The 15,272-nt window shown below is 73.2% G+C and carries 12 protein-coding genes; 8 read left to right on the top strand and 4 right to left on the bottom strand.

Annotated features, from left to right (window positions below):
• Positions 1-36 precede the first annotated feature (36 nt).
• Both ACY34K_RS27535 and ACY34K_RS27530 read left to right on the top strand, forming a co-directional pair.
• Positions 37-990: an ATP-binding cassette domain-containing protein gene (locus ACY34K_RS27535; RefSeq protein WP_462751794.1), complete on the top strand. Its 954-nt coding sequence runs from the start codon at positions 37-39 to the stop codon at positions 988-990.
• Positions 987-1,814 carry an ABC transporter permease gene (locus ACY34K_RS27530; protein WP_462751792.1) on the top strand — a complete coding sequence of 276 codons (828 nt, stop codon included), beginning with the start codon at positions 987-989 and terminating at the stop codon, positions 1,812-1,814. Before ACY34K_RS27535 ends, ACY34K_RS27530 begins: the two co-directional genes overlap by 4 nt.
• Before the next feature lie 160 nt (positions 1,815-1,974).
• Here ACY34K_RS27530 and ACY34K_RS27525 read toward each other — a convergent pair whose 3' ends face one another.
• From ACY34K_RS27525 to ACY34K_RS27515, 3 genes are all read right to left on the bottom strand, one after another.
• On the bottom strand, positions 1,975-2,586 hold the full coding sequence (locus ACY34K_RS27525; protein WP_462751790.1) for a DUF4360 domain-containing protein: 612 nt from the start codon (positions 2,584-2,586) through the stop codon (positions 1,975-1,977).
• 854 nt (positions 2,587-3,440) lie between these two features.
• A complete protein-coding gene (gene serC / locus ACY34K_RS27520; protein WP_462751788.1) occupies positions 3,441-4,559 on the bottom strand; it encodes a phosphoserine transaminase in 1,119 nt (372 codons plus the stop codon).
• A 70-nt stretch (positions 4,560-4,629) separates the two neighbouring features.
• Entirely contained in the window at positions 4,630-5,238 is a 609-nt protein-coding gene (locus tag ACY34K_RS27515) for a GTP-binding protein (RefSeq protein ID WP_462751786.1), read from the bottom strand.
• 194 nt (positions 5,239-5,432) lie between these two features.
• On the opposite strand from ACY34K_RS27515, the gene ACY34K_RS27510 reads away from it, so the two are divergent.
• Together ACY34K_RS27510 and yidD are read left to right on the top strand one after the other, a co-directional pair.
• Positions 5,433-8,246, top strand: a complete 2,814-nt coding sequence (locus ACY34K_RS27510; RefSeq protein ID WP_462751784.1) for an FAD-binding and (Fe-S)-binding domain-containing protein — start codon at positions 5,433-5,435, stop codon at positions 8,244-8,246.
• A gap of 296 nt (positions 8,247-8,542) precedes the next feature.
• Positions 8,543-8,962 carry a membrane protein insertion efficiency factor YidD gene (yidD, locus tag ACY34K_RS27505; protein WP_462751782.1) on the top strand — a complete coding sequence of 140 codons (420 nt, stop codon included), beginning with the start codon at positions 8,543-8,545 and terminating at the stop codon, positions 8,960-8,962.
• A 134-nt stretch (positions 8,963-9,096) separates the two neighbouring features.
• On the opposite strand, the gene ACY34K_RS27500 is transcribed toward yidD, so the two are convergent.
• Positions 9,097-9,951, bottom strand: coding sequence for a LysR family transcriptional regulator (locus ACY34K_RS27500; protein ID WP_462751780.1), 855 nt, complete (start codon positions 9,949-9,951; stop codon positions 9,097-9,099).
• 165 nt (positions 9,952-10,116) lie between these two features.
• Here ACY34K_RS27500 and ACY34K_RS27495 point away from each other — a divergent pair, with 165 nt between their 5' ends.
• From ACY34K_RS27495 to ACY34K_RS27480, 4 genes are all read left to right on the top strand, one after another.
• Positions 10,117-11,052 (top strand): EamA family transporter, encoded by a 936-nt coding sequence (locus ACY34K_RS27495; protein WP_462751778.1) that lies wholly within the window; start codon positions 10,117-10,119, stop codon positions 11,050-11,052.
• A 78-nt stretch (positions 11,053-11,130) separates the two neighbouring features.
• Entirely contained in the window at positions 11,131-11,919 is a 789-nt protein-coding gene (locus ACY34K_RS27490; RefSeq protein WP_462751776.1) for a TIGR03084 family metal-binding protein, read from the top strand.
• Positions 11,919-13,619 (top strand): acyclic terpene utilization AtuA family protein, encoded by a 1,701-nt coding sequence (locus tag ACY34K_RS27485; RefSeq protein WP_462751774.1) that lies wholly within the window; start codon positions 11,919-11,921, stop codon positions 13,617-13,619. The genes ACY34K_RS27490 and ACY34K_RS27485 overlap by 1 nt, the downstream gene beginning before the upstream one ends.
• Positions 13,616-15,214: an acyl-CoA carboxylase subunit beta gene (locus ACY34K_RS27480; RefSeq protein ID WP_462751772.1), complete on the top strand. Its 1,599-nt coding sequence runs from the start codon at positions 13,616-13,618 to the stop codon at positions 15,212-15,214. The genes ACY34K_RS27485 and ACY34K_RS27480 overlap by 4 nt, the downstream gene beginning before the upstream one ends.
• The last annotated feature ends 58 nt before the right edge of the window (positions 15,215-15,272 follow it).

Below are 15,272 nucleotides of genomic sequence, written 5' to 3'. Positions count from 1 at the left end.
TCTTGGGTACGGTGTACTCAGTTTCTGGGAGGGCGCATGTCGGACAGTCACGCGGTACGGGCCGAGGGCCTGATGAAGAGGTACGGGGAGAAACAGGCGCTGAACGGCTTCGATCTGGCCGTGCGCCCCGGCACCGTGCACGGGCTGCTCGGCCCCAACGGCGCCGGGAAGACGACCGCCGTGCGGGTGCTCGCCACACTGCGCCGCTTCGACGGCGGGAGGGCCGAGGTCGCCGGCGTCGACGTGGCCCGTGACCCACGGCGCGTACGCGGCCTGATCGGGCTCACCGGGCAGTACGCCGCGGTGGACGAGATCCTCACCGGCCGCCAGAACCTGGAGATGTTCGGCCGGCTCTTCCACCTCGGCGGGCGCAGGGCCCGGCTGCGCGCCGTCGAACTGCTGGAGCAGTTCGACCTGGTGGAGGCCGCCGACAAGGGCGTGGAGGAGTACAGCGGCGGCATGCGGCGGCGGCTCGACCTCGCCGCCTCGATGATCCTGGCGCCCCGGGTGCTCTTCCTGGACGAGCCGACCACCGGGCTCGACCCGCGCGGGCGCGGCGAGGTCTGGGACGCCGTCCGGGCGCTGGTGGCGGGCGGCACCACCGTCCTGCTGACGACCCAGTACCTGGAGGAGGCCGACAAGCTCGCCTCCCGCATCACCGTCATCGACCGCGGCCGGGCCATCGCCGACGACACCCCGGAGGCGCTGAAGAACCGGGTGGGTGGCGACCTGATCGAGGTGGTCGCCGCGGACGAGGGCGATCTGACCCGGGTGGCCAAGACCATCGCCCGCGTCTGCGACGGCGAGCCGCACGTCGACGGGACCGAGCGGCGCGTCCACGCCCCCGTCGCCGACCGGGTCGCCGCGCTCACCGAGGTGGCCAGGGCCCTGCGGGACGAGGGCGTCCAGGTCGAGGACATCGGACTGCGCAGGCCGAGCCTCGACGACGTGTTCCTGCGCCTGACCGGGAAGGAGGCGGTGGCGGCATGAGCGCCGTGGAGCCGATCACGGGGCGGGGGCGGGCCTACTGGGCGGCGGCCGACTGCTTGAACGTCGTACGCCGCAGCCTCACCCACTACCGGCGCAAGCCGGTCTACATCGCCTGGCAGCTGGGGTTCCCGATCCTGTCGGTGCTGCTGTACGGGTACGTCTTCGGCGGGGCGATGAAGCCGCCGGGCGGCGGCGGAGCCGCCGACTACCGGGACTTCCTCATGCCGGGGATGTTCGTGATGACGATGGCCTTCGGGTTCATCAACACCGCGACGGCCGTGGTCACCGACGCCAACAAAGGCGTCATCGACCGGTTCCGGTCCATGCCGATGGCCCCCTCCGCGGTCGTCACCGCGCGTGGCCTGACCGATCTGATCCTGGCCTGTGCCGAACTGGCCATTCTCGCCGCGACGGCCCTGGTGATGGGCTGGCGCCCGGACGGCGGCGCGGCCGGGGCGCTGGGAGCCTTCGGACTGCTGCTCCTCCTGCGCTACGGCCTCATCTGGGTGGGCGTCTGGCTGGGACTGCTGGTGCCGAACCCCGAGGCGGCCGGCGGGCTGTTCGTGGTGGCCTTCCCGCTCACCATGGTCTCCAGCGTCTTCGTGGCGCCCTCGACCATGCCGGGCTGGCTGGGCACGATCGCCGCGTGGAACCCGATCTCCTCCACGGCGGCGGCGACGCGCGAGCTGTTCGGCAACCCGGTCGGCAGTGACGGCAGCTGGATCCAGGAGAACGCCGGCCCGATGGCTGTGGTGTGGCCGCTGGTGATCGTGGCGGTGTTCCTGCCGCTCGCCGTGCGGCGGTTCCAGCGGCTGAGCCGGTGAGGCGGTGAGGCGGTGCGGCGGTGCGGCGGGGTGCTTGTGAGGCGGTGCGGTGGTGCGGCGGGGTGCTTGTGAGCCTGTGAGGTGGTGATCCTGTGAGGCGGTGAGGCGCCCCGGGGGCGGGCCCGCGGAGGGGTACGGGCCCGTCCCCGGCCGGCGTGGACTACGCCGGGCACTCCTTCCACGCGAGCCGGTACACGGTCTTGATGTCACCGTCCGTGGAGTCCATGGCGATGAAGCTGTTCGTCTTCTTCGGGTCCGAGGTGCCGGCGTTCACGCGCAGCTCGGTGTTGATGTTGAAGTTCCGCTTCACTCCGCAGGGCGCCCAGACGAGCTGGCCCCAGTCGGTGGAGTCGGTCGCCTGCCAGTTGTTGTCGTACGGTCCGCTGTAGGGGTGCGTCCGGACGGCGTTGTCGGGCGAACCCTGGAAGTAGTACGACGCCTTCTGGGTGGCGGTGGCGCCCGGCTCCAAGTGCGCGTAGCCGCGGTAGTCCGCGCTGGCGACGGCGTACGTGAAGCCGTGCGGGACGTGCACGATCAGGTTGAGCTGGCAGTTCTTCCGGAAGTCGGTCGGCTTCGCCCCCAGGCCCACCTGGGCGAGGTAGTTGCTGTACGTCACGGTGAAGGCCGTGTTGTCCGGAGCGACCGCGATGGCGGCGGTGCCTTGCGGGCAGCCCGAGCCGTTGACGGTCGCGATCTCGATGACGATCTTGTCGGGCGGTGCGACGATGCCGCGGGCGGAGGCCGCGGAGGCCGACGCGCCCGGCGCGAGCATGGTCGCGGCCATACACGCCGCGGCCGCGCCGCCGGCGAGTAAGGCTCGGGAGGGTCTGACTGTTCTGGACATGGTGCTCCCATCGGTTGCCGGTGGAAGTGGGGGGTCCAACCGAGAACGGCATGGACATGTCAAACATTCAAGCGGTTCCGGCCAGGGCCTCGACGCGCCGAATTGCCAGTGATGCTAGGTACGCCCCGGCACCCTGACCAGAGCGGTTATCAGCCGCGCCACCCCTCACGACGGCCGGAACGCGCCCCTCCCCCAGGGGTGGGCCGCCGTTTCGGGGTGCGGGTGCGGGTGCGGGTGCGGGTGCGGCCACCTCCGGGTGGGCCCGGCCGTTTCGGGGTGCGGGTGTGGTGCCTGCCGGTGGGTGGGGGGTGTGGCCCCTCCGGGCTCGACTCTCCCCCAGAGGGGGCACCCCCACGGGGCCGGCGGGCTGAGCTTGCTCGTAAGGGAGCCGTTTCCCGGCCGCCAACCCCTGCGGGGACGACCCTGCACGGCCCCACCCCAGCGCCGGATGCCGCCCGCGGCTCGTGCCTGGTTGCGGCCCGCCACTCCGGTTGCAGGCCGGGTTCACGTGGTTGTGGGCATACGTTCCGCTGGGGCGATGGGGATCCCCCCTGCCCGAGCGGAGCCGAGAGCTTGGGGGAGGGTGGCACAACCGGACCACCGGGCCGCAGGCGAAAGGGGGTCCGGGGCGGAGCCCCGGGGGTGTGGTGGGGGCCGGTGGGCCCGCCGGGCCGGTTGTGGCGGGGCGTTTCGCTCGGGCGGGCGGGTAAGGCGTGGGCACGCCCACGAAGGGGTCCGGGGCGGAGCCCCGGACCGCGCTGGCGCGGGCCCGGGGCTTCCGGTCAGAGCTTTTCGATGACGTAGTCGACGCAGGCCGTCAGTGCCTCCACGTCCGCCGGCTCGATCGCCGGGAACATCGCGATCCGCAGCTGGTTACGACCCAGCTTCCGGTAGGGCTCGGTGTCGACGATCCCATTGGCCCGCAGCACCTTCGCGACGGCGGCCGCGTCGATCTCGTCGGAGAAGTCGATCGTGCCGATGACCTGCGACCGCTTCGCCGGGTCGGAGACGAACGGCGTCGCGTACTTGGACTCCTCGGCCCAGCCGTACAGCGTCCGCGAGGACGTCGCGGTGCGCCGCACGGACCAGTCGAGACCGCCCTGGCCGTTGATCCACTTCAGCTGTTCGTTCAGCAGGAAGAGCGTCGCCAGTGCCGGTGTGTTGTACGTCTGGTTCTTCAGGGAGTTGTCGATCGCCGTGGGCAGGGAGAAGAACTCCGGGACGTGGCGGCCCGACGCGTGGACGCGGGCCGCGCGCTCCAGGGCGGCGGGCGAGAACACGCCGATCCACAGGCCGCCGTCCGACGCGAACGACTTCTGCGGCGCGAAGTAGTAGACGTCCGTCTGCGCGATGTCGACCGGAAGGCCACCCGCGCCGGACGTCGCATCCACCAGAACGAGCGAACCCTCGTCCGCGCCCGTCACTCGCTCGATCGGGGCGGCCACGCCGGTGGACGTCTCGTTGTGCGTGAAGGCGTACACGTCGACGCCCGCCTCGGCCGCCGGCTCGGGGTGCGTGCCCGGGTCGGAGGAGATCACGGTCGGCTCGGCCAGCCACGGGGCCAGCTTCGCCGCCTTCGCGAACTTCGAGGAGAACTCACCGAAGGACAGGTGCTGCGACTTCGACTCGATGAGCCCGTGCGTCGCGATGTCCCAGAACGCGGTGGAGCCACCGTTGCCCAGGATCACCTCGTAGCCCTCGGGAAGGGAGAACAGCTCGGAGACGCCCGCACGGACCTCGCCGACCAGGTTCTTGACCGGGGCCTGGCGGTGGGACGTACCGAGGAGGGAGGTGCCGGTGGCGGCCAGGGCGTCCAGCGCCTCCGTACGCACCTTGGAGGGGCCCGCGCCGAAACGGCCGTCGGCGGGCTTGATGTCAGCGGGAATCCGGATCTCAGCCACGGTCGGAGCCTAGCTGTTCACGTCGGCGACCGAAGAGCGTGTCCGGCGGATGAGACGTGTCGGCCGGCTGTCAAGATCCTGGTCGCCGAAGGTGGTCGATGAGCGCCAGCAGCACGTACTTGCTGGAGAAGCGGTCGCGCGCGTCGCACTCCAGCAGCGGCACGTGGTCGCCGAGGGCGAGCGTCTCGCGGATCTGCCGCTCGGTGTGGACGGGCCCGCCGAAGTCGTTGCACGCCACGATGAACGGTGTGCCGTGCCGGGACAGCCGGTCGACCGCGTACCGCGAGTCCCACAGCCGGCGGGTGTCGGCGAGCACGATCGCGCCGAGCGTCCCGGCGAACAGCCGGTCCCACAGGAACCAGAACCGCTCCTGACCAGGGGCGCCGAACAGGTACAGGACATTGCGCTCGTCCAGTGTGATCCGGCCGAAATCGAACGCCACCGTGGTGGAGGTCTTGCCGCCCGCCCGGGTGGGCAGCACCGCCCCGAAGCCGTCGGCGTCCGCGCGGCCGGCTCCGCCGGCCCACGTCATCGTCTCCTCGGTGGCCAGCGGACGGATCTCGCTCACCGCTCTGACCAGCGTGGACTTGCCGACGCCGAACCCGCCGACGACGACGATCTTGGCACCGTTCCCGGCGGTGGAGCCGAGCGGTGCCCGGTGAGAGATTGCGGAGTCCAACGGGCACCTGCTCCAGGAAGTCGGGGTCGGGGGAGGCGATGCGCGGACAATTTCCGGACACTATAGGAGAGTTGGCGATCGCTTTGGGAAGGCCTTGGGGGTCTTTCTTACGGGGTGGGGAACGCGCCATGTTGACGCGCCGGGGCCCATGAGGTGCGTGGGGTTCAAGGGGTGGGCGTGGGCATGCTGGCCGTATGGGTGATCAGCAGGAACAGGCGTACGTGCGCGAACTCGCGCGGGCTCTCCGTGGCGCCGTACGCGGAGACGTCGACTTCGGGGTGACCGCGCGGGCCCTGCACACCATGGACGCGTCCAACTACCGGAGGGTTCCGCTCGGAACCGTCGCCCCGCGCGACCCGGACGACGTGGGCGCCGTACTCGCGGTGTGCCGGGAGCACGGTGTACCGGTGGTGCCCCGCGGGGGCGGAACGTCGATCGCCGGGCAGGCCACCGGCACGGGCGTGGTGCTGGACCTCACCCGCCACATGAACGGCATCGTGGCCGTCGATCCCGAGGCCCGCACGGCCGTGGTGCGGCCGGGACTGGTCCTGGACCGGCTGCGGGACGCGGTCCGCCCGTACGGCCTGACCTTCGGCCCCGACCCCTCGACCCACAGCAGGTGCACGATCGGCGGGATGATCGGGAACAACGCCTGTGGGTCACATTCGGTGGCCTGGGGGACGACGGCCGACAACATCCGGACCCTGTCGGTCACCACGTACGGCGGATCGCGGCTGCGCCTCGGCCAGGGCTGGGCGGGCGGCCCCGACGGACTGGCGGACCTGATCGGCGGTGGTCTCGCCGCCATCCGCACGGGGTTCCCCGCCGGGCTCCCGAGGCGCATCTCCGGATACGCCCTCGACGCCCTCCTCCCCGAGCGCGGCACCGACCTCGCCCGCGCCTTCTGCGGCAGCGAAGGCACCCTCGGCGTCCTCACCGAGGCGACCGTCCGCCTGGTCGCCTCACCACCCGCCCGCGCCCTCGCCGTCCTCGGGTACGCCGACGAGAGCGCGGCCGCCGAAGCGGCGCCCGGCCTGCTGCCGCACCGGCCCCTGACCGTCGAGGGCATGGCCGATGACCTCGTCCGCGACCCGGCCGCCCGCGCCGCGCTGCCCCGGGGCGGCGCCTGGCTCTTCGCCGAGACCGGCGGCACCACGCCCGGGGAGGCGCATGCCGCGGCCCGGGAACTGCTGCGCGCCGCCGACGCCCTGGACGCCACCGTCGTCACCGACGCTGCCGCCCAGCGCGCCCTGTGGCGGGTCCGTGAGGACGCCGCCGGCACCGCCACCCGCACCACCGACGGAGCCGAGGCCTGGCCCGGCTGGGAGGACTGCGCCGTGCCTCCCGCCCGGCTCGGCGCCTATCTGCGCGACTTCCGCACCCTGCTCACCGAGCACGGCCTGCGCGGCACGCCGTACGGGCACTTCGGCGACGGCTGCATCCACGTGCGCATCGACTTCGACCTGGTCCACCCGGACGGGGTACGCCGTTTCCGGCGGTTCTCCGAGGACGTCGCCGACCTCGTGGTCGCGCACGGCGGCTCCCTGTCCGGCGAACACGGCGACGGCCAGGCCCGCGCCGAACTGCTGCCGAAGATGTACGGACCCGAACTGGTCGGACTTTTCAGCCGGTTCAAGGACGTGTGGGACCCGGCGGGCGGCATGAACCCCGGCATGCTCGCCCGCCCCGCCCGCCTCGACGAGAACCTCCGCTTCGAGGTCCTGCCGCGGGAGCGCGTCGACGTCGCCTTCGGATACCCGCAGGACGCGGGCGACTTCGGCCAGGCCGTACGCCGCTGCGTCGGCGTCGCCAAATGCCGGGTCGGCGGGCCGAACCCGGGCACCGGAGTGATGTGCCCCTCCTACCGGGCCACCGGCGAGGAACAGCACTCCACCCGCGGCCGCGCCCGGCTGCTGCACGAGATGCTGGCCGGGGAGATCGTCACCGACGGCTGGCGGTCCGCGGAGGTACGGGACGCCCTCGACCTGTGCCTGTCCTGCAAGGGCTGCCGCAGCGACTGCCCCGTCGGCGTCGACATGGCCACCTACAAGGCGGAGTTCCTGCACCACCACTACGCGGGCCGCCGCAGGCCCGCCGCCCACTACTCGATGGGCCGGCTGCCCCGATGGCTGCGCCTGGCCCGGCCCTTCGCGCGGCTCGTCAACGCCGCGGCCCGCGTGCGGCCCCTCGCGGCCCTCGCCAAACGGACGGCCGGCATCGCACCGGAACGCGACATCCCGCCGCTGGCACCGAAGACGTTCCGCACCTGGCTCGCGCGGCGCCCGGCGGTCCCGCCCGGCGGCCCCGGCGTGATGCTGTGGCCGGACACCTTCACCGACCACCTCTCCCCGTCCGTCGGCCGCGCGGCCGTCACCGTCCTGGAGGCGGTGGGCCTGGGCGTAAGCCTCCCTCCCGGTGGCGTGTGCTGCGGACTCACCTACGTCTCCACCGGCCAACTCGACCGCGCCCGCGAGGTGATGAGCCGCACCCTTGACGCCCTGGGGCCCGCCCTGGGCCGTCCACTCGTGGTGCTGGAACCCAGCTGTGGCGCCACCCTGAAGACCGACCTGCCGGAGTTGCTCCCCGACGATCCCCGGGCCCGTCTCCTCGCCGATTCCGTACGCACCTTCGCCCAGGCCCTGGAGGAACACGCCCCCGACTGGCAGCCGCCGCGCCTGGATCGCCCGGTCGCCGGCCAGACCCACTGTCACCAGCACGCGGTCCTCGGCGACGCGGCGGAACGCCGCCTGCGCGCCCGCGCGGGCCTCACCGGCGACCTGAGCGGCGGCTGCTGCGGCCTCGCCGGCAACTTCGGCTTCGAGCGCGGCCACTACGACGTCTCGGTGGCCTGCGCGGAGGACCAGCTCCTGCCGTCGGTCCGCGCGGCCCCGGAGGACGCGGTCCTGCTGGCCGACGGCTATTCCTGCCGTACGCAATTGCGGCAGCTGGCCGGAAAGCGAGCCAGGCATCTGGCGGAGGTATTGGCGGAAGCGCTGGAAAAGGAGTGAGGGTGGCCGCCCGCCGGGGGCCGCGCGCCGGGGCGGGTGCTTCTCCCGGGCCGGTAGGGGCTGCTCGACCTCCGGCAGGCGCTCTCGGACGGGGAGGCGCTCCATGGGCCTGCCACCACGAGGCGCCCGTACCGGTGCGGTCGCCGCGCGGATCCGGTCGGTCGCGGGGCTTCCCGCGGCCGGCCCGAGCCGCTGACCGACGAGAAGCGGCGGGCGGTGCCGTGAGGCACGGGGCCGTGACGGGCCGGTCGGGAGCGGGACGTACGATGCGACGGCCGTAATGGGAAAGGGTGTTCGTGCGCAAGAGGGACCGAGACCGCAAGGGGCGGGACGAGGACGAGAACTGCTGCGTGGGCTGCGTCGACGACTGCACCTCGTACTGCGCCGTCCATTGCCCGGCCGCCGCGCTCACGGCGCTGCTCCAGTTCTTCTTCCGCGCCCCGGCCGTCGGCCGTGGTGAGGACCCGGCGGCACCGCGCCCGAGGGGGCGGGCCGCCGGCCTGATGTACGGGGCGGTGCGCCACTACCGCGTCGCCGTCAGCCCCCGCCGCCCCGCCTGCTGCCCGTACACGCCGAGCTGTTCCACCTACGCCGTCAAGGCGCTCCACCGGCACGGGGCGCTGCGGGGAGGGCTGCTGACGCTGGGGCGGCTCGTGCGCTGCCGTCCGGAGGCGGCCCGCCGCCGGGGCTTCCGCGACCCGGTGCCGGGGGAGTAGTTCCACACCCGCCCGGCGCCAGGGCGCTTCTTTCGGCTCGTGCCGGGCTCGCGAGCAGGGGTTTTCCGCCTCCGCCCGGCATCCGCACGCACCGGAACCCGCTCACCGGCCGGACGGGACTGTCGGAGCACGCTCTAGCCGCGGGTGAGGTCGCGGGCCAGCGCCACCAGGTCCGGTACGGCCGAGTGCGGGGCCGCGGCGCGCCAGGCGAGGACGACCGGGAGCGGTGGAGCGTCGCTCAGCGGCACGTAGGTGACTCCCGGGTGGGTGTGCAGGGCCGCGGTGGCGGCGGACGAGACGCCGGTGGCGTGGCCCGCGGCGATGGCGGTGAGCCAGTCGTCGGTGTTGCCGACGTTCAGGGTGCGGGTGGGCCGGACGGGTGCGGGCCAGAGGTCGAGGGTGGTGGCGCCGGAGACCGTGTTGATCACGATCCTCTCGGCGGTGAGGTCCGCGAGGGTGAGTGAGGCGCGGCCGGCGAGGGGGCCGTCGGAGGCGACCGCCGCGACGCGCGGTTCGCGGAACAGTTCCTCGGTGGCCAGGCCCGGCGTGGTGACCGGGCCGCGCAGGAGGGCGGCGTCGACCTCGCCGCGGGCCAGGCCCGCCGTCCGGTCGTCGATGCGGAGCAGTTCCAGCCGTACGTCGGGGTGTTCGCGCTGCCAGCGGCGCAACAACGGGGTGGTGTAGGCGCCGAAGGCCGACCAGGCGTGGCCGAGGCGCAGGGGTCGGTGGCGGAGGTTGGCGGGGTCGACGGCGTCGTCGAAGGCGGCGAGGACCGCCGACGCCCGGTCGCGGAAGGCGCGGCCCTCGGGGGTGAGTTCCAGGTGGTGGGTGGAGCGGTCGACGAGACGCACGCCGAGGTGGCGTTCGAGCGCCGCGAGGGTGCGGGAGACGGCCGGCTGGGTGAGGTGGAGCGCGGCCGCGGCCCGGGTGAGGTTCCGCTCCTCCGCGATGGCGAGGAAGCAGCGGAGATGGCGCATCTCGATGCTCATGCGTCTGAAGCATAACCGCAGTCCAATGCGCATTTCACAGCGTGGTGCGGTGATTCGTAGCGTGGAGGGGGCGCCCTGGGGCGGGTGCAAGTGGACGGCGATCGTCCAGTGCAGTATTTTGAACTGAAAGTACATTGGGTTGTATTCGGGTGAAGGGAGTGGCCGGTGGGCGAGCCGGGAGTCACGGAGCGGGCCGCCGTCTCGGCCGTCGCGCTGCCCGAGGCCGCCGCCGCGGGCCCGGGGAGTGCCGGTCCGGCCGGGCGGCGCACGCTCGGGCCGGTCGCGCTGGTGGTGGCCGGCGGTCTTTCGGTCCAGTTCGGATCGGCCGTCGCCGTGCTGCTGATGCCCCGCGCCGGGGCGCTCGGCGTGGTCACCCTGCGGCTGATCCTCGCCGCCGTCGTGCTGCTCGCCGTCTGCCGGCCGAGGCTGCGCGGGTACTCGCGGTCCGACTGGGGCACGATCGTCGCGTTCGGTGCCGCCATGGCGGGCATGAACATCCTCTTCTACCAGGCCGTCGACCGCATTCCGCTGGGCGCCGCCGTCACCTTCGAAGTGCTCGGCCCGCTCGCCCTCTCCGTGATCGCCTCGCGCCGCCTGGTCAACGTGGTGTGGGCGGGGCTCGCCCTCGTCGGCGTGGGGCTGCTCAGCGGCGGCGGGTTCGACCGGCTGGACCCGTGGGGCGCCGTGTTCGCCCTGTCCGCGGGTGCGATGTGGGCGGCGTACATCGTCTTCAGCGCCCGCACCGGGCGACGCTTCCCGCAGGCCGACGGGCTCGCCCTGGCGATGGCGGTCGGCGCGGTGATCAGCCTTCCGCTGGGGCTGGCCGAAGCGGGCGGGAAACTCCTGGTGCCCTCGACGATCGGCCTGGGTCTGGCCGTGGCGCTGATGTCGTCCGTCCTGCCCTACACCCTCGAACTGCTCGCCCTGCGCCGGCTGCCCGCCCCGACCTTCGCGATCCTCATGAGCCTGGAGCCCGCCATCGCGGCGACGGCCGGCTTCCTCGTCCTGCATCAAGCCCTTTCCGCCACCGACGCGTTGGCGATCGCCCTGGTCATCGCCGCCAGCATGGGGGCCGTCCGCTCGCAGGCGGCCAAAAACTAAAGCAAGCACGCTTGATTGTTTCCTGGGGCGCTGCCATGCTCCGGGGCACGCACTGCCGTGTCCCGGAGGGAGCGCACCGTGTCCGACGTCTCAGCGGTACTGGATGACCTGCGTGACGAGAGCGACGATCTCGACCGCCTCGTCGCGGAGCTGAAACCGGAACGCTGGGCCACACCCACCCCCGCGCCCCGCTGGACCGTCGCGCACCAGATCGCCCACCTGGCCTGGACCGACGCCACCGCGCTGCTCGCGGTCACCGATGCCACCGCCTTCGCGGCCCACACCGCCGAGGCACTCGCGTCCCCGGACACCTTCGTCGACGACGGTGCCGAGGCGGGCGCCGCCGCACCGCCCGGGGAACTCCTCGCCCGCTGGCGCGACGGCCGCACACGTCTCCACCACGCCCTGCGGGCCGCCCCCGCGGGCGCCCGCCTCCCCTGGTACGGGCCGCCCATGAGCGCCGCCTCCATGGCCACCGCACGGCTGATGGAGACCTGGGCCCACGGCCAGGACGTCGCCGACGCGCTCGGCGCCGTACGCCGCCCCACCGCACGGCTCCGGCACGTCGCCCGGATCGGCGTACGCGCCCGGGACTACGCCTACGCCGTACGCGGCCTCACCCCGCCCGCCGCCCCCTTCCGCGTCGAACTCACCGCCCCCGACGGCTCCCTGTGGACCTACGGCCCCGAGGACGCCGACCAGCGCGTCACCGGACCCGCCCTCGACTTCTGCCTGCTGGTCACCCAGCGGGCCCACCGCGACGACCTGGCGGTACGCGCCGAGGGCACCGACGCCGGCCAGTGGCTCGCCATCGCGCAGGCCTTCGCGGGCCCGGCGGGCCCCGGCCGTGCCCCCCAGGGGGCGTGATGTGCGGGCCCCTGCGGATCGGCAACGCCTCCGGCTTCTACGGCGACCGCTTCGACGCCGTGCGCGAGATGCTCACCGGCGGCGAACTCGACGTCCTGACCGGCGACTACCTCGCCGAGCTGACCATGCTCATCCTCGGCCGCGACCGGCTGAAGGACCCCTCGCTCGGCTACGCCAAGACCTTCCTGAGGCAGATGGAGGAAGGCCTCGCACTGGCCCACGAGCGCGGCGTGAAGATCGTGACCAACGCCGGCGGCCTCAACCCGGCCGGGCTCGCCGACGCGCTGCGCGCCCTCGCCGACCGCGTCGGCGTACCGGTGCGCATCGCCCACGTGGAGGGCGACCGGCTCGACCCCGGGCGGCTCCCCGCGGGCGACGGGGTCCTCGCGGCCCACGCCTACCTCGGTGGGGCCGGCATCACGGCCTGTCTGCGCGCCGGGGCCGACATCGTGGTCACCGGCCGGGTCACGGACGCGGCCCTGGTCAGCGGGCCCGCGGCCTGGTGGTTCGACTGGGCGCCCGACGATCACGACCGGCTCGCGGGCGCGGTGGTCGCCGGACACGTCCTCGAGTGCGGGACCCAGGCCACCGGCGGCAACTACGCCTTCTTCCACGAGCACGACCCGCGCCTCCTCGAACGGCCCGGCTTCCCCCTCGCCGAGCTGCACGCCGACGGCTCGTCCGTGATCACCAAGCACGACGGCACCGGCGGCGTCGTCGACGTCGGCACCGTCACCGCACAGCTGCTGTACGAGACGGCGGGCGCCCGGTACGCCGGACCGGACGTGACGGCGCGGCTGGACACCGTACGGCTCGCCCAGGACGGCCCCGACCGGGTGCGGATCAGCGGCGTCAGGGGCGAGGCACCGCCACCGGTGCTGAAAGCCGGCCTGAACCGGCTGGGCGGCTGGCGCAACGAGGTCGTGTTCGTGCTGACGGGCCTCGACGTCGAGGCCAAGGCCGCGCTCGTGCGCGGACAGCTGGAGCGGGCGTTCGGCAAGGCCCGGCCCGCCGAGGTGAGGTGGGAGCTGGCCCGCACCGACCGGGAGGACGCGGACACCGAGGAGACGGCCAGCGCGCTGCTCCGGCTGGTCGTGCGCGACCCCGACCCGGACACCGTCGGCCGGGCCGTCAGCGGCGCGGCCGTCGAGCTGGCGCTGGGCAGCTATCCCGGCTTCCACGTCACGGCCCCACCCGGAAAGGGCGCCCCCTACGGGGTCTTCGAGGCGATGTACGTCGACGCCCGGGACGTCCGGCACACCGCCGTACTGCCGGACGGGGAGATCGCCGTCCCCCCGCCCGCACACACCCGCACGCCGGAACCGGTGAGCCCGGAACCGGACCTGCCGCCGCCGCTGCCCGCCGGGCCGGTGCGCCGGGCACCGCTCGGGCTCGTGGCGGGAGCGCGCAGCGGAGACAAAGGCGGCGACGCCAACGTGGGGGTGTGGGCGCGCACCGACGACGCCTGGAGCTGGCTGGCCCACGAGCTGACCGTCGACCGCTTCCGCCGGCTGCTGCCGGAGGTCCGCGAGCTGACCGTCACCCGCCACCTGCTGCCGAACCTCCGGGCCCTCAACTTCACCGTCACCGGCCTCCTCGGCGAAGGCGTCGCCGCGCGAGCCCGCTTCGACCCCCAGGCCAAGGCGCTCGGCGAATGGCTGCGCTCCCGCCACCTCGACATCCCGGAGGTCCTGCTGTGACCGTGCTCGCCTCGGCCCTCGACACCACCGGCCCCGACTACGCCGCTCACCGAGAGGCGATGCTCGCCAGACTCGCCGCCCTCGACGCCGAGCACGCCAAGGCCCTCGCCGGCGGCGGCGAGAAGTACGTCACCCGGCACCGCAAGCGGGACAAGCTCCTCGCCCGCGAACGCGTCGAGCTGCTCCTCGACCCCGACACGCCGTTCCTGGAACTGTCGCCCCTCGCCGCCTGGGGCAGCGACCACCCCGTCGGGGCCTCCATGGTCACCGGCATCGGCGTCGTCGAGGGCGTCGAATGCGTCATCACCGCCAACGACCCCACCGTGCGCGGCGGCGCGTCCAACCCCTGGACCCTGAAGAAGGCCCTGCGGGCCAACGAGATCGCCCGTGCCAACCGGCTGCCGGTGATCTCCCTCGTCGAGTCCGGCGGCGCCGACCTGCCCTCCCAGAAGGAGATCTTCATCCCCGGCGGGGCGCTCTTCCGCGACCTCACGAGGCTGTCCGCGGCCGGGATCCCCACCGTCGCCGTCGTCTTCGGCAACTCCACGGCCGGCGGCGCCTACGTCCCCGGAATGTCCGACCACACCGTCATGATCAAGGAGCGGTCGAAGGTCTTCCTCGGCGGACCGCCCCTGGTGAAGATGGCCACCGGGGAGGAGAGCGACGACGAGTCCCTCGGCGGCGCCGAGATGCACGCCCGCACCTCCGGCCTCGCCGACCACTTCGCCGTCGACGAGGCCGACGCCCTGCGCCTGGCCCGCCGCATCGTGGCCCGCCTCAACCACCGCAAGGCCCACCCCGACCCGGGGCCCGCCCAGCCACCCCGGTACGACCAGGACGAACTCCTCGGCATCGTCCCCGAAGACCTGAAAACCCCGTTCGACCCGCGCGAGGTCATCGCCCGGATCGTCGACGGCTCCGACTTCGACGAGTTCAAGCCGCTCTACGGGACGAGCCTCGTCACCGGCTGGGCGTCCCTGCACGGCTACCCGGTCGGCATCCTCGCCAACGCACAGGGCGTGCTGTTCAGCCAGGAGTCCCAGAAAGCCGCCCAGTTCATCCAGCTCGCCAACCAGCGCGACACGCCCCTGCTCTTCCTGCACAACACGACCGGCTACATGGTCGGCAAGGAGTACGAGCAGGGCGGCATCATCAAACACGGCTCGATGATGATCAACGCGGTCTCGAACAGCACCGTCCCGCATCTGTCCGTCCTCATGGGCTCCTCCTACGGCGCCGGCCACTACGGCATGTGCGGCCGCGCCTACGACCCCCGCTTCCTCTTCGCCTGGCCCAGCGCCAAGTCCGCCGTCATGGGCCCCCAGCAGCTCGCCGGCGTCCTGTCGATCGTCGCCCGTGCCTCCGCCGCCGCGAAGGGCCGGCCCTACGACGAGGACGGCGACGCGGCCCTGCGCGCCATGGTCGAGCAGCAGATCGAGTCCGAGTCCCTGCCGATGTTCCTGTCCGGGCGGCTGTACGACGACGGGGTCATCGACCCGCGCGACACCCGCACCGTCCTGGGCCTGTGCCTGTCGGCGATCCACACCGCCCCGGTCGAAGGCGCACGCGGCGGCTTCGGCGTCTTCCGGATGTGAGGCCCAGATGACCCACGCGACCCCCACCCCGGCCGAGACGTGCGGCCACCCCGACACC

It is taken from the genome of Streptomyces sp. STAM6, from assembly GCF_054963715.1.
The sequence above is the reverse complement of the archived record's forward strand: the minus strand, read 5'-3'. Positions and strand labels throughout refer to the sequence as shown.

Excerpts from the sequence above, each read along its gene's own strand:
- ACY34K_RS27535 (WP_462751794.1), top strand. The coding sequence starts at position 37 with ATGTCGGACAGTCACGCGGTACGGGCCGAGGGCCTGATGAAGAGGTAC.
- ACY34K_RS27530 (WP_462751792.1), top strand. The coding sequence starts at position 987 with ATGAGCGCCGTGGAGCCGATCACGGGGCGGGGGCGGGCCTACTGGGCG.
- ACY34K_RS27510 (WP_462751784.1), top strand. The coding sequence starts at position 5,433 with ATGGGTGATCAGCAGGAACAGGCGTACGTGCGCGAACTCGCGCGGGCT.
- ACY34K_RS27500 (WP_462751780.1), bottom strand. The coding sequence starts at position 9,951 with ATGAGCATCGAGATGCGCCATCTCCGCTGCTTCCTCGCCATCGCGGAG.
- ACY34K_RS27525 (WP_462751790.1), bottom strand. The coding sequence starts at position 2,586 with ATGCTCGCGCCGGGCGCGTCGGCCTCCGCGGCCTCCGCCCGCGGCATC.
- ACY34K_RS27485 (WP_462751774.1), top strand. The coding sequence starts at position 11,919 with ATGTGCGGGCCCCTGCGGATCGGCAACGCCTCCGGCTTCTACGGCGAC.